The 12,715-nt window shown below is 64.4% G+C and carries 14 protein-coding genes and 1 pseudogene; 5 read left to right on the top strand and 10 right to left on the bottom strand.

Annotation, left to right across the window (positions count from 1 at the left end; genetic code table 11):
• Positions 1–65: 65 nt before the first annotated feature.
• From CXY80_RS07400 to ychF, 8 genes and pseudogenes are all read right to left on the bottom strand, one after another.
• Complete coding sequence (locus tag CXY80_RS07400; RefSeq protein WP_104132100.1) at positions 66–521, bottom strand: hypothetical protein; 456 nt, start codon at positions 519–521, stop codon at positions 66–68.
• 170 nt (positions 522–691) lie between these two features.
• The gene (locus tag CXY80_RS07395) at positions 692–1,366 is read right to left on the bottom strand and encodes an SDR family oxidoreductase (protein ID WP_104132099.1); all 675 of its coding nucleotides are present in this window, start codon (positions 1,364–1,366) and stop codon (positions 692–694) included.
• A 261-nt stretch (positions 1,367–1,627) separates the two neighbouring features.
• On the bottom strand, positions 1,628–1,948 hold the full coding sequence (locus CXY80_RS07390; RefSeq protein ID WP_104132098.1) for a HigA family addiction module antitoxin: 321 nt from the start codon (positions 1,946–1,948) through the stop codon (positions 1,628–1,630).
• Positions 1,923–2,204 (bottom strand): type II toxin-antitoxin system RelE/ParE family toxin, encoded by a 282-nt coding sequence (locus CXY80_RS07385; protein ID WP_092450341.1) that lies wholly within the window; start codon positions 2,202–2,204, stop codon positions 1,923–1,925. Before CXY80_RS07385 ends, CXY80_RS07390 begins: the two co-directional genes overlap by 26 nt.
• A 79-nt stretch (positions 2,205–2,283) precedes the next feature.
• Positions 2,284–2,709 carry a hypothetical protein gene (locus CXY80_RS07380; RefSeq protein WP_092450343.1) on the bottom strand — a complete coding sequence of 142 codons (426 nt, stop codon included), beginning with the start codon at positions 2,707–2,709 and terminating at the stop codon, positions 2,284–2,286.
• Between the two features lie 158 nt (positions 2,710–2,867).
• Positions 2,868–3,749, bottom strand: coding sequence for a hypothetical protein (locus CXY80_RS07375; RefSeq protein ID WP_092450349.1), 882 nt, complete (start codon positions 3,747–3,749; stop codon positions 2,868–2,870).
• 76 nt (positions 3,750–3,825) lie between these two features.
• A pseudogene (locus CXY80_RS20085) lies at positions 3,826–4,017 on the bottom strand (HigA family addiction module antitoxin); the annotation flags it as partial.
• Positions 4,018–4,111: 94 nt separating this feature from the next.
• Positions 4,112–5,185: a redox-regulated ATPase YchF gene (gene ychF, locus CXY80_RS07365; protein ID WP_092450353.1), complete on the bottom strand. Its 1,074-nt coding sequence runs from the start codon at positions 5,183–5,185 to the stop codon at positions 4,112–4,114.
• 76 nt (positions 5,186–5,261) lie between these two features.
• Here ychF and CXY80_RS07360 point away from each other — a divergent pair, with 76 nt between their 5' ends.
• Both CXY80_RS07360 and rmuC read left to right on the top strand, forming a co-directional pair.
• Complete coding sequence (locus CXY80_RS07360; RefSeq protein ID WP_104132097.1) at positions 5,262–5,891, top strand: exonuclease domain-containing protein; 630 nt, start codon at positions 5,262–5,264, stop codon at positions 5,889–5,891.
• 48 nt (positions 5,892–5,939) lie between these two features.
• A complete protein-coding gene (rmuC, locus tag CXY80_RS07355; protein WP_104132096.1) occupies positions 5,940–7,331 on the top strand; it encodes a DNA recombination protein RmuC in 1,392 nt (463 codons plus the stop codon).
• Between the two features lie 143 nt (positions 7,332–7,474).
• Here rmuC and glpX read toward each other — a convergent pair whose 3' ends face one another.
• On the bottom strand, positions 7,475–8,407 hold the full coding sequence (glpX, locus tag CXY80_RS07350; RefSeq protein WP_092450458.1) for a class II fructose-bisphosphatase: 933 nt from the start codon (positions 8,405–8,407) through the stop codon (positions 7,475–7,477).
• Between the two features lie 207 nt (positions 8,408–8,614).
• Here glpX and fbaA point away from each other — a divergent pair, with 207 nt between their 5' ends.
• Both fbaA and CXY80_RS07340 read left to right on the top strand, forming a co-directional pair.
• Positions 8,615–9,640, top strand: a complete 1,026-nt coding sequence (fbaA, locus tag CXY80_RS07345) for a class II fructose-bisphosphate aldolase (protein ID WP_092450359.1) — start codon at positions 8,615–8,617, stop codon at positions 9,638–9,640.
• Between the two features lie 21 nt (positions 9,641–9,661).
• Positions 9,662–10,294 carry a DUF6264 family protein gene (locus CXY80_RS07340; protein ID WP_146070698.1) on the top strand — a complete coding sequence of 211 codons (633 nt, stop codon included), beginning with the start codon at positions 9,662–9,664 and terminating at the stop codon, positions 10,292–10,294.
• Positions 10,295–10,322: 28 nt separating this feature from the next.
• Here the strand turns inward: CXY80_RS07340 and CXY80_RS07335 are convergent, their stop codons facing one another.
• The gene (locus CXY80_RS07335) at positions 10,323–11,363 is read right to left on the bottom strand and encodes a 4-hydroxy-3-methylbut-2-enyl diphosphate reductase (protein WP_092450363.1); all 1,041 of its coding nucleotides are present in this window, start codon (positions 11,361–11,363) and stop codon (positions 10,323–10,325) included.
• A 132-nt stretch (positions 11,364–11,495) separates the two neighbouring features.
• Here CXY80_RS07335 and xseA point away from each other — a divergent pair, with 132 nt between their 5' ends.
• A complete protein-coding gene (xseA, locus tag CXY80_RS07330; RefSeq protein ID WP_092450365.1) occupies positions 11,496–12,713 on the top strand; it encodes an exodeoxyribonuclease VII large subunit in 1,218 nt (405 codons plus the stop codon).
• Positions 12,714–12,715 lie beyond the last annotated feature (2 nt).

The raw sequence follows: 12,715 nt of genomic DNA, 5'->3' as shown, positions 1-12,715 counted from the left end.
GAATCAGTCTGCCACCGCCACCCTGTGCAGCCGACCCGGTACGGCCCGGTTCACGGCGGACGGGGCTATCGGCGCCCACGCAGCGCCCGACGGAGTACTGTGCTCGCCCCGGTCGCCCACAGTGCCCACAGCACGAGAAGCGGCTGGAACAACAGTCGGATGAAGCGGCTTTGGTCGGTGTCGAGGCCGAACGCGTCGGTCTTCGTCAGGTACTGCGAGATGTTTCCGGGGAAGATGGCGATGAAGAAGGCCGCTACCACGAATCCGACCAGCACACGCTGCTTCGCGGCGACGAGGAGGGCCACGCCGAGGGTGATCTCCACCACCCCGGAGCCGAGCACGACGAGGTCGTCGTTCAGCGGTACCCACTCCGGCACCTGTGCCTGGAAATCGTCACGCGCGACCGTGAGGTGGGTGGCTCCGGCACCGGTCAGGACCAGTCCGAGCGCGATCCGTGCCGCCGTGCGTGGGATCGACCCGGTGCGGGAGGTACGGGATCTCTGCTTGGCCGTCTCAGTCATGCCAGAACGCTAACACTCGACGCAGTCAACCGACGCAATTCCATCGGACGAGCGGCCGCTCGGGTGGCGGTGGACTTCTTTTGGGGGCACTGCGTCCACGCGCAGACCGCGCCGAGCCTCACTTCGTCGTGCAGTCGGGCGGACTATCGTGCGACGGGGCAACGAGTTCGCTACTCCCGGCCGTCCTCGAGCGGAATGAGCATGGTGCGGAACGGACCGGCAACGGCGTGGAGGTCCCAGATGCGATCAGCGACGCCATCGATGCCGTTGGCAAGCTGAAGCTGGGGGATGCCGCCGGGGATCACCAGTTGGTTAACCCGGATACCGTCACCCTCTAGGGCATCGTGCAGCATCTCGCCGTAGGCGCTCTCGGCGGGGAAGGCGATCGACGTGCCGGCGAAGCCGGCGCGCGCCTGCACCGAGGTCCCGCCGTTGATCAGGATGATGCTGCCGCTTCCTGCCAGACGCATTCCCGGCAGCACCGTGCGCACGGCGTGGATGAGTCCGAGGGCCGAGAACTGCAATGCCTCCAGCGCCAGCTCAGGAGTCATCTCCAGCACCGGCTTCAGGTAGTCGCGCGACGGGAGAGGACTGTACTGCAGCGCAGTAATGGGACCGAGCTCTGCCGCGGCACGTGCAAGGGCAGCTTCGAGCGACGCGGGCGTGCGGACGTCCGCAGCGTAACCACTCGCGGTGAAGCCGGCATCGGTCAGCTCGGCTGCCATAGCGTCCAGCTTCGACTGGTTCCTGGATATCAGGGCAAGCGAGAAGCCCTCGCGCCCGAACCGGCGCGCAACCGCTGCGCCGAGTCCCGGTCCGGCTCCGATGATGGCGATGACAGGCACGATGGTCTCCTTCGATTGATGCTCTCGTGACGAATATCGCAAGAAACTTGAGCCTAAGCGTTGAACCTGAAATCCAGCACGTTCCAACGGCTGCCTGCATGAAGTCCGGAGACTGCGGCACGCGCATTCAGGGATGCATTGACGCGATGACTAGTCCGACGTCGCACGGGTACGGGGCCCGTCTTTCGAACAGCCGCCCCAGTTGGGCGAAGTCTCGCGCCCCCAACGCATTGTGCGCAACTACCTTGATCGAAGAATCTGTCACGCGACCTTCAGCGGTGTGATCGATGCAACCTTGTCCCGCAGCGCCCGGCGCTCGCGACGCAGCTCATAGTTGGACTGCAGGTTCATCCAGAACTCTTCCGATGTTCCGAAGTACCGCGCCAGGCGGATCGCCGTGTCGGCCGTAATGCCCCGCTTGCCGTGCACGATCTCATTGATCCGGCGCGGCGGCACCCCAATGCTGACCGCGAGCTTGTTCTGCGTGATCCTGAATCCATCGATGAAGTCCTCCATCAGGATCTCTCCCGGATGGATCGGCTCGATCGAGTCGTTCTCAGTGGTAGTCGACGAGTTCGACATGGTCTGCTCCTCCTTCTCTCCAGACGAAGCAGATGCGCCACTGGACGTTCACCCGGATGTTGTACTGACCTCGACGGTCCCCGACCAGCTGTTCCAAACGATTGCCCGGAGGGATCCGAAGGTCCTCAAGATCCTTGGCCGCATTGACCAACTCGAGTTTCCGCAGGGTCGCTCGCTGCACCGCGCGGTCGACACCCTTGACGTACTGCTCATGCCAGATCTTTCCAGTGTCCTTGATACCGAAAGACCTGATCACACGATCAGTCTATAACGCATCGCGTCAATAACGCTATACGTTAAACCTGAACTCCACCGGATTCCGTGACAAAGCAACCTCACGCCTGGCGATCGAGGCGCTCGTCATCGTCCGGTGTGATGACCATTCCTTCATGCGTCACTGTCGCTCCGAGCACCTCGCCGTGCTTGTCGAGGAACACCACATCAACATCACCCAGCTCGGTCCAGGGCTCCGTGCTCGCAACATCAGGGAAGATGCCTCCCAGACCGTCGAGCGCCTGAATGATTTCGCGGTCGTAGGCGAACCTACGCTTCACCGCGGTGAGGCGCTGTCGCGCGTAGCCGTTCCCAGGCTTAACACCGACAGTTCTCGTCGATTCCAGGTGCGCCAGTTGCGCGACCAGCGGGTGACCGTCGTCACCGTTGTTAAAGACCAGTTCTATATGGGCAATTCTGGCTCGCAGCGACTGCATCCATTCCCTCTGCGCATCACGCATGATGGACTGTCCCGATCCAGAAACCATGGCCTTGTTCTCCTCTCGCGACCGGCGTTCGCGTCGCGGTCACGCAGGCACGGGACGACGATCAGCTATCTGCGCATGTCACTCCTCGCAGGGAGTCAAATTGTATACGCCGGCCCAGTACGAGCTCAAACGTTGAAGCGGAACTCCACCACGTTACGTTACAGAACAACCCCTGAACCGGGTGAGCGAGCGAGTGCGGTCGTCCCCGCCGCCGGCAGACCCAGGTCTGCACCGAGCTGAACGAACCAGCGGCGCTGGTAGGCGGGCAGATCACTTCTCAAGGCTGACTCGACGCCTTGAACGACGAAGCTCCGACTCCACACTCCAGCCTCCACGAGCCCGGGCACGACCACTGTTCGAAGTGGATCGTTGACATCACTCCGGTCGCTCTGCCTCAAAGAAGCACCTTTGATGCCACGCGTCGTGAAGAGACGAGCGAAGAGCACCCTGGTGACTTTCGGTCTCGCAAGCAGCCAGTACAAAAGCGGCTTCCCCGGCCTGTCAGCCCAACCGCTGATCAGCATCAAGACAGCTCCATCATGATGTGGTGCCTCGACGAGACCTTCTTCAATCCACTCATACATCACGGCCCGACCCCGGTTACGGTCCCAGTTCTTGGGATTCGCTGCGAAATCCGAAGACCATTGATCGACGAACGCGATGAGGTCGTTGGGGAACAAGGCCGGGTACACCCACTGCGCAAACGAACGGTCCTCTGGTATCGGCCAGACTTTCGCGGCCTGAGCGGGCACTTTGGAGGCCAGCAGGACGGTGGTCGCCGCATCCCAGTGCCCTAGTTCCAATGGCCCTGTCCAGGCGTCAACGAATTGCGCGTACCCCCCGGGATAGTCTGCTCGCAGATCGCGAAGCCACGAAGTCACCGTCGATGCTGAACTCGCGCACAGGATGGCCTTGGCCTGACCAACCAGGGGCTTGCACGCCGCGCGGCGCTCGTACGGCTCAACGGAAGCGAGTCGGGCCGCAAGGTCACCCGAACGGCCCGTTGCGAGGAGGTTCCTGAGCGAGTCGACCGTGAGCATAACCGAATGCTAGTCCGCTCTCCGCCCACCAGGTTCGCCGTGCCTCGAAAGAAGGGTCTTTGTCCCGCGGGCGGCGCGGAGTGATTGCCGCAATCTGCTCAGCCATGCGATCCTCGGCAACATCGCGGTCATGCCGGTCCTGCAACGTCAACCAGAATTGCGCCGAGGTGCCGAAGTACCTGGCCAGGCGGAGAGCCGTGTTCGCGGTGATTCGACGCTGGCCGTGCACGACCTCGTTGATGCGGCGAGGCGGCACACCGACGGACACCGCGCTCGAGACGGCCCTCGCGGGCCTCCTCGACCATCAGAAAAGGCTCTGGCGGACCTCCTCGACCTGCAAGAAGCGGCCTTGGCCGGCCTGATTAGACGTTAAACCTAAATTCGACTACGTCGCCGTCTTGCATGACGTATTCCTTGCCCTCGATCCGCGCCTTGCCCTTCGAGCGGGCCTCGGCGATCGAGCCGGCGGCCATGAGGTCTTCGAAGGAGAAGATCTCCGCCTTGATAAAACCCTTCTGGAAGTCGGTGTGGATGACTCCGGCGGCCTGCGGTGCGGTCCAGCCCTTGTGAATGGTCCAGGCGCGGCACTCTTTCGGACCGGCCGTGAGGTAGGTCTGCAGACCGAGGGTGTCGAAACCGATGCGGGCAAGCTGGTCGAGACCGCTCTCGGCCTGACCGGTCGACGCGAGCATCTCGGCGGCGTCTTCGGCGTCGAGCTCGCTCAGTTCGCTCTCGAGCTTCGCGTCGAGGAACACGGCGTTCGCCGGAGCGACAAGCGCGGCGAGGGTGTCGAGCTTGGCCTGGTCCTGCAGCACGGCCTCGTCGACGTTGAAGACGTAGATGAACGGCTTCGCGGTGAGCAGGCCCAGTTCGCGGATCGGCTCGATGTCGAGCGTGGCGGAGGACAGCGGCTGGCCACCGTCGAGGATGGCCTGCGCCTTGAGCGCGGTCTCCAGAACGAGCGGCGCCATCTTGCGGCCCTTGACCTCTTTCTCGAAGCGCAGCACGGCCTTCTCGAGGGTCTGCAGGTCGGCGAGGATCAGTTCGGTGTTGATCGTTTCCATGTCACCGGCCGGGTTGACCTTCCCATCGACGTGCACGACGTCGGGGTCGGCGAATCCGCGAATGACCTGGGCGATGGCATCCGCTTCGCGAATGTTGGCGAGGAACTTGTTGCCGAGCCCCTCTCCCTCGCTCGCACCACGCACAATGCCGGCGATGTCGACGAAGGACACGGGCGCCGGAAGCAGGGTCTTGCTGCCGTAGATGGTTGCCAGGTCGGCCAGGCGCGAATCGGGAAGGTTCACGATTCCAACGTTGGGCTCGATCGTGGCGAACGGGTAGTTCGCGGCGAGCACGTTGTTCTTGGTCAGGGCGTTGAACAGGGTTGACTTGCCCACATTGGGGAGTCCGACGATTGCAATAGTAAGAGCCACGAGAGACCATTCTACCGGCCAGGTCACCGCGGCCCTTGTCGGAGGCTCATGTCGGTGGCCCGTGAGACCATAAGGCGTGCTGAATTTCACCGCGATCGATTTCGAAACCGCCAACTCCTCGGGCGCCTCGGCGTGCTCGGTGGGCATGGTGAAAGTGCGTGACAGCCTGGTCGTCGATTCGGCCTACTGGCTCATCCAGCCGCCGCCCGACCACGACGCTTTCTCCGAGTGGAACACCCGCATTCACGGCATTGTTGCAGCGGATGTCGTGGGCGCGGCTACCTGGGCCGAGCAGCTTCCGCAGCTGGTCGCCTTCGTCGGTGACGACTATCTCGTTGCCCACAACGCCGGTTTCGACCTCGGAGTGATCAAGACGGCGTCGATCGTGACCGGCCAGCCGGTGCCGGACTTTCGCTACGTCTGCAGCCTGCAGGTAGCCCGGCGCACCTACCATCTCGAGTCCTATCGGCTGCCGGTCGCGGCGATGGCGGCTGGCTTCGAAAACTTCTCGCACCACAATGCGCTCGCAGACGCTGAAGCCTGCGCTGCCATCATGATCCACGCCGCAAAGCGTCACGAGGTCGATACGCTCGAGCAGCTTGCCCATATCACCCGGGTCAAGGTCGGCGTGATCGGGCCGGTGGCTACCAGGAACACGCGTCGATGCACGGGCCAATGGCGCTCAACTAGCGTGCATTTAGCCTGATCCGAGTGTCATTCCGGCAATGTCGGTGGTCGCTGGCAAACTTCAAGCATGGAACCACTGCTGAGTTTGATCGTCGGTCTCGTCATCGGCGCCGCGTTGGGCGCCCTGCTGACCCTGGTGTTGGTGCAACGTCGCCGCAGCAACAGCGAGACTGAGGGCTCGGTCGACCCCGACGTTCTCCAGGCCCGCCAACAGGTCGCCCTCGCCGAGGTGCGCGCCAGCGAGGCGACCGTGCGCGCGGCGCTGCAAAGCGAGCTGTCTGCCGCCCTCGCGACCGTTGACGGGCTCAGTTCGCAGATCGACCACGACCGGGCGTCGACGCGTGAGGCTGCGGAACGGGCGCGGTCTGACCAGCAGTTGCAGTCCGAGCGGGAGAAACGCGAGCACCTCGTGCTCGAAGCCCTCAGCCCGGTGCGCGAGACCCTGCGCACCATGCAGGAGAAGGTCACCGAGCTCGAAACGCAACGCAGCGAACAATATGGATCACTGTCGGAGCAGCTCAAGCAGGCGCAGATGTCCGACCAGCAGCTCCGGGTGACCACCGAATCGCTCGCGAGTGCCCTGCGCTCCAACAGCACCCGCGGTGTCTGGGGCGAGACGCAGCTGCGACGCGTGGTCGAAGCGGCCGGACTAGCCCAGTATGTCGATTTCAACACGCAGACCAATATCACGACGGATGCCGGGCTCGGCCGACCGGACATGGTCGTTCGCCTGCCCGGGAACAAGTCGATCGCCATCGATGCCAAGGTTCCGCTTGAGCACTACATCGAGGCGAGCACCATTCCGTTCACGGCCACCGGCGAGGAGGGCGCCCGCCGTAAGCTACTGATCGACAAGCACGTAAAGGCCGTACGGGCCCACATCGACGCTCTGGCCAAGAAGACCTACTGGGAAGGTTTCGATGCCAGCCCGGAGTTCGTGATTGCCTTCATCCCGAGCGAATCCCTGCTGTCGGCAGCACTCGAAGCCGATCCGTCGATCCTCGACTACTCGTTCAGCAAACGAGTCGCCCTGGCGTCACCGGTGAACCTGTGGGCCGTGCTCAAGACCGTGGCGTTCACCTGGCAGCAGCAAGCGGTCACCGACGAGGCCCAGAAACTGTTCGACCTCGGCAACGCCCTCTATCAGCGGCTCGGTGCGCTGTCCGGCCACGCGGAGTCACTGCGCAAGGCGCTCGAACGCACGGTGGACAGCTACAACAAGTTCGCCAACTCGCTCGAATCCCGGGTGCTCGTGACCGCGCGGCAGTTTCCGGGGATCGACCAGACCAAGATCGGGCTGCTCACCGAACCAGCCATCATTCATGATTCACCGCGCAAACTAACCGCGCCCGAGTTGGAGACGCCGGCCGAAGAACTCGACACGCTGGATCTTCCCGTTGACCTGGACGGTGCCGAACTGAACGAGGCTCAGCACAGCGCCATCAAAGCTCGCCTCTAAGAATTTGACGATCAAGAATAAGACGCTTTGCGAATCCGACCTGTGCGGGTAATTACCTGCAGACGGCACAAAAAGAAGCACGCCCCGAGCCTGAATGGACAGACCCGAGACGTGCAATTGTGTGAAGACCTAGTGCGAAGCGACTACAGCCACTTCGCCGCGAGGTGCTCCGCGATGACGCGACGAGCCGTGCCCGAACGGGACCGCAGCACGATGCTCTCGGTGCGGATCATCGGCCCCTTACGGCGCACGCCGTCGACGAGTCCGCCATCGGTCACACCGGTCGCCACGAAGAACGTGTTGTCGCCACTGACCATGTCGTCGATCTCAAGCAGCTTGTCGATGTCGAGCCCGGCCGCGACGCCACGGGCGCGTTCGGCGTCGTCCTTCGGGGCGAGGCGCCCCTGCATGTAGCCGTCGAGGGCCTTGAGTGCGCAGGCCGTCGTGATACCTTCCGGGCTTCCGCCGATACCGACGCACATGTCAATGCGAGTCTCGTAGCGAGCGGCATTGATGCCGCCGGCCACATCGCCGTCGAGCATGAGGCGCGTGCCAGCACCGGCCGTGCGGATGGCATCAATCAGGCCAGCATGGCGCGGACGGTCAAGCACGGCCACCGTCAGTTCACCGACCGGCTTCTTCAGTGCCTGGGCAAGGTCGCGAAGGTTGTCGCCGATGGACTGGTCGAGGCTGACCACGCCACGACCGGCGCCACCGGTAACGATTTTGTCCATGTAGAAGATCGACGAAGCGTCGAGCATGGTGCCGCGGTCAGACACGGCGATGACGGAGACGGCGTTCTGACGGCCGGCGGCGGTGAGGCTGGTTCCGTCGATCGGGTCCACGGCGATGTCGCAGGCGGGGCCACGGCCGTTGCCGACGTGCTCACCGTTGAAGAGCATGGGGGCTTCGTCTTTTTCGCCCTCGCCGATGACGATGAGGCCATCGAAATTGACGGTGCCAAGGAAGGCGCGCATGGCGTCGACGGCGGCCTTGTCGGCGGCGTTCTTGTCGCCGCGGCCGATGAACGGCACGGCGCGGATGGCGGCGGCCTCGGTGGCGCGCACAAGCTCCATGGCGAGGTTACGGTCGGGGTGTTGAAACAGGGTGGCGGTCTCAGTGCTGTTCAAAAGGTCCTCCCGGACGTAAGTTCGACTTCGATTACGACGGATGCGCGGCGGGTCGCGCGGAGTGTCCGCCCGAGTCACCTTATCGCGACCGAACACCGGGGTCGGGCGTGGCTAGACTCGGTTCACACCCCCGCACACTTTCGAGGAGACGCAATGCCCATCGCAACCCCGGACCAGTACGCCGAAATGCTCGACAAAGCGAAGACGGGCGGGTTCGCTTACCCGGCATTCAACGTGTCTTCGTCGCAGAGCATCAACGCCGTACTTCAGGGCCTCACCGAGGCCGGATCTGACGGCATCATCCAGGTCACCACGGGAGGCGCCGACTACTTTGCCGGCCACACCGTAAAGAACCGGGCCTCCGGCGCTCTCGCCTTCGCACGTTTCGCGCACGCGGTCGCGGACAACTACCCCATCACGGTGGCGCTGCACACTGACCACTGCCCCAAGGGTGCACTCGACGACTTCGTCATTCCGCTGATCCAAGCCTCGGAGTCGGCGGTGGCCGACGGTGGGCACCCCATCTTCCAGTCGCACATGTGGGATGGTTCGGCCATTGCCCTCGACGCGAACCTTGAGATCGCCACCGACATTCTCAAGCGCACCCGCGCCATCAACGCCATTCTCGAAGTTGAGATCGGCGCTGTCGGCGGCGAAGAGGACGGCGTTCAGGCCGACGTCAACGAGAACCTGTACACGACGCTCGACGACGCGATCAAAATGGTCGAGGCTCTCGGCCTGGGCGAGCAGGGCCGCTATATGGCCGCGCTGACCTTCGGCAACGTGCACGGCGTCTACAAGCCCGGCAACGTCAAGCTGCGCCCGGAATTGCTCAAGGAGATCCAGACCGGCCTCTCGGCCAAGTTCGGGCTCGCTGCTCTGCCGCTCGACCTGGTCTTTCACGGCGGCTCGGGCTCAACGGATGCCGAAATCGCCGAAGCGGTCGCCAACGGCGTCGTCAAGATGAACATCGACACCGACACCCAGTACGCCTTCACCCGCTCGATCGCCGACTACATGCTCAAGAACTACGACAGCGTGATCAAGGTCGACGGCGAGGTCGGCAACAAGAAGATTTACGACCCGCGCGCCTGGGGCAAGGTAGCCGAGTCGGCCATGGCCGCTCGCGTCGTCGATGCCACCCGTCAGCTCGGCTCCGCCGGGCACTCAAACAGTTAGAGCACTGACAGCAGTTAGACCATGACAGAGAACCTGGACTCCGGTCCCCCCGCACCAGCCCCTCGTCCCCGCCCCCAGTACGGCGAACTCGCCCCTGAGGGCTGGACCTGGCAACCTCCGCAGGACCAGGACCGGGCTGACGCTCCCGCCCCCACCGTTGGGGCGGGAGCAAGCGTGCACCCGACCGCGCAGCCGCCCGCCGTTCCGGCACCCCCGTTCCAGACGGGGCAGCCGTTCCAGACGGGGCAGCCGTTCCAGACGGGGCAGCCGCACCAGCCTTCCTCGCGCACCGTGCCCCGCTGGGACCGGCCGCTCACTATCGGGCTACTGACCGTCGGTCTTTTGGCCACCCTGTATGGCGCGTTTTCGCTCGGCGCACTCCCCGATGCCATGCAGCTCATCTACACGCAGCAGGGCCTGGGCACCTACACTTCGGGTGCCAGCATTGGCCCGTTGACCTCGGTCGGGGCCATTACGGTGGTGTTTATCTGGCTCGCCGCTGCCGCGGTGTCGGTGCGTCTGCTGCTGCGGCGCCGCCGTGCGTTCTACGTGTCGCTGATTGCCGGCGCAGTGTCGACCGTGACGATGTTCGCCTTCATGCTCGCCGCCATGCTCAATGACCCGACCCTGATCGAGTTCCTCAGCCGCCAGTAGCTTTCAGCGGCTGAACCGCCCCGGCCGTCTACTCGGCGGGTGCGGCGCGACCGCCGAAGGCACGGGCATCCGTTTCGCCGGAGACGTTGGTGCGCAGCTCCTTGGGAAGCGAGAAGACCAGGTCTTCTTCGGCGGTCTTGACCTGCTGAACGTCGGCATAGCCGGCATCAGCGAGGGCCTCGAGCAGCTCTTCGACCAGTTCTTCGGGAACGGATGCCCCGCTCGTCACCCCCACGGTCGTCGCGTTGTCCAGCCACTCCTGTTTGACCTCGCTCGCGAAGTCCACGCGGTAGGCGGCCTTCGCGCCGTATTCCAGCGCCACCTCGACGAGGCGCACGGAGTTGGACGAATTGGCTGAGCCGACCACGATCACCAGGTCGGAGTCGCGGGCGACCTTCTTGATGGCGACCTGACGGTTCTGAGTGGCGTAGCAAATGTCGTCGCTCGGCGGATCCTGCAGGTTCGGAAACCGTGCCCGCAGCCGGCGCACGGTTTCCATGGTCTCGTCGACGCTCAGCGTGGTCTGCGACAGCCAGACCACCTTGTCGGGATCGCGCACGATGACCGTGTCGGCGGCATCCGGGCTGCCGACGAGCGTTGTGTGCTCTGGCGCCTCACCGGCGGTGCCCTCGACCTCTTCGTGGCCTTCGTGGCCGATCAGCAGAATCTGAAAGTCGTCACGGGCGAAGCGCACGGCCTCGCGGTGCACCTTGGTCACAAGCGGGCAGGTGGCGTCGATGGCCTGCAGGCCGCGCTCGGCGGCGGCGTTGACGACGGCCGGAGAGACGCCGTGGGCGCTGAACACGATGTGCGCGCCGCGTGGAACCTCGTCGACCTCGTCAACAAAGATGGCACCGAGATTTTCGAGTTCGGAGACCACGTGAATGTTGTGCACGATCTGCTTGCGCACGTACACCGGGGCGCCGTAGTGCGTAAGCGCCTTCTCGACGGCGATGACCGCACGGTCGACTCCGGCGCAGTAGCCGCGGGGGGCGGCGAGCAGCACCCGCTTGTGTCCGACCACCGGGGTATCCTTGAGCCTGTTGCGGGCGCTTGGAATGCGTGGCATGCCCAAGCCGATAACGGGCGGAGTGCTCTTCGTTTGCGCTGTATTCACCGCCTCAGTCTACGCACGCACGACCGAAGAACTCTGGGAGGACCAGCCTGTGCCCCACGCCAGCGCAACGCCAAGGACAGCCGCATGACGGATGCCCCCGCCACAGTCGAAACGCCGTGGCCGGTCGCCCTGCTCTCAGGCAAGATTCGCGGCTACATCGAGCGCCTCGGCATGGTCTGGGTCGAGGGGGAAATCACCCAGTGGGGTGCCAGCGGCGGCAACGTCTACGGCAAGCTCAAAGACCTCACCGAAGACGCCACCGTGAGTTTCACAATCTGGTCCTCGGTGCGGGCCAAACTGACCGCTGACTTCAAGGCCGGCGACCGCGTCGTCGCACTGGTCAAACCCAACTTCTGGGTCAAGGGCGGCACGCTCACCATGCAGGCCTTCGAAATGCGTCACGTCGGGCTCGGCGACCTGCTGGAACGGCTCGAACGGCTGCGCAAGCAGCTCGCGAGCGAGGGGCTGTTCGATGCCTCCCACAAGAAGCGTCTGCCGTTTCTGCCGCACTGCATCGGCCTCGTGACCGGCAAGGACTCCGACGCCGAGAAGGACGTCATTCGCAACGCGCAATTGCGCTGGCCGGCCGTGAACTTTCGGGTCGCGCACGCCGCCGTGCAGGGAGACCGTGCCGTCGGCGAGGTCACGAGCGCCATCCAACGCCTCGACGCCGACCCGGAGGTCGATGTCATCATAGTCGCCCGCGGCGGCGGTGACTTTCAAAACCTGCTCACCTTCAGCGACGAGAGTCTCGTGCGCGCCGCCGCCGCCTGCGTGACGCCGCTGGTCAGCGCGATCGGGCATGAGGCCGACCGGCCGCTGCTCGACGAGGTGGCCGACCTGCGAGCGTCCACACCAACGGATGCCGCCAAGCGCGTCGTTCCCGACGTCAGCGACGAACTGAACCGGGTACAGCAGGCCCGGGCACGCCTCAGCAGCCGGCTCACCGGCATCCTCTCGTCGGAGATCGACCGAATCTCTCAGCTGCGCAGCCGCCCGGCGCTCGTCGACCCGCGCTGGATCATCGATTCCCGCAGCGAAGACCTCACCCGCTACGTCGCCCGCGGCGCTGAGTTGACGGGGCGCGTTCTGGAGCGCGCCGGCAGCGTCGTCGTCGACCTGCGCTCACAGCTGCGCGCGCTCTCGCCGCAGGGCACCCTGGATCGCGGCTATGCGATCGCCCAGCTGCCGGGCGGCCACGTGTTGCGCCGAGCCGAGGATGCCCCCGAGGGCACCGCGCTGCTGCTCACCCTGGCTAATGGCACCGTGCCCGTCACCACAAACGCCGCCGCGCCGAAATAATT

It is taken from the genome of Cryobacterium sp. M91 (assembly GCF_002929615.1).
GTDB classification, from domain to species: domain Bacteria; phylum Actinomycetota; class Actinomycetes; order Actinomycetales; family Microbacteriaceae; genus Cryobacterium; species Cryobacterium levicorallinum.
Note: the sequence above shows the minus strand (reverse complement) of the source record. Positions and strands in the feature narration are given on the sequence as shown.

What these genes read in the sequence shown, in the direction of transcription:
- CXY80_RS07375 (WP_092450349.1), bottom strand. Translation starts at nt 3,749, where the DNA reads ATGCTCACGGTCGACTCGCTCAGGAACCTCCTCGCAACGGGCCGTTCG.
- CXY80_RS07390 (WP_104132098.1), bottom strand. Translation starts at nt 1,948, where the DNA reads ATGTCGAACTCGTCGACTACCACTGAGAACGACTCGATCGAGCCGATC.
- rmuC (WP_104132096.1), top strand. Translation starts at nt 5,940, where the DNA reads ATGGAACCACTGCTGAGTTTGATCGTCGGTCTCGTCATCGGCGCCGCG.
- fbaA (WP_092450359.1), top strand. Translation starts at nt 8,615, where the DNA reads ATGCCCATCGCAACCCCGGACCAGTACGCCGAAATGCTCGACAAAGCG.
- xseA (WP_092450365.1), top strand. Translation starts at nt 11,496, where the DNA reads ATGACGGATGCCCCCGCCACAGTCGAAACGCCGTGGCCGGTCGCCCTG.
- CXY80_RS07400 (WP_104132100.1), bottom strand. Translation starts at nt 521, where the DNA reads ATGACTGAGACGGCCAAGCAGAGATCCCGTACCTCCCGCACCGGGTCG.
- CXY80_RS07380 (WP_092450343.1), bottom strand. Translation starts at nt 2,709, where the DNA reads ATGGTTTCTGGATCGGGACAGTCCATCATGCGTGATGCGCAGAGGGAA.
- CXY80_RS07340 (WP_146070698.1), top strand. Translation starts at nt 9,662, where the DNA reads ATGACAGAGAACCTGGACTCCGGTCCCCCCGCACCAGCCCCTCGTCCC.
- CXY80_RS07335 (WP_092450363.1), bottom strand. Translation starts at nt 11,363, where the DNA reads ATGCCACGCATTCCAAGCGCCCGCAACAGGCTCAAGGATACCCCGGTG.
- glpX (WP_092450458.1), bottom strand. Translation starts at nt 8,407, where the DNA reads ATGGAGCTTGTGCGCGCCACCGAGGCCGCCGCCATCCGCGCCGTGCCG.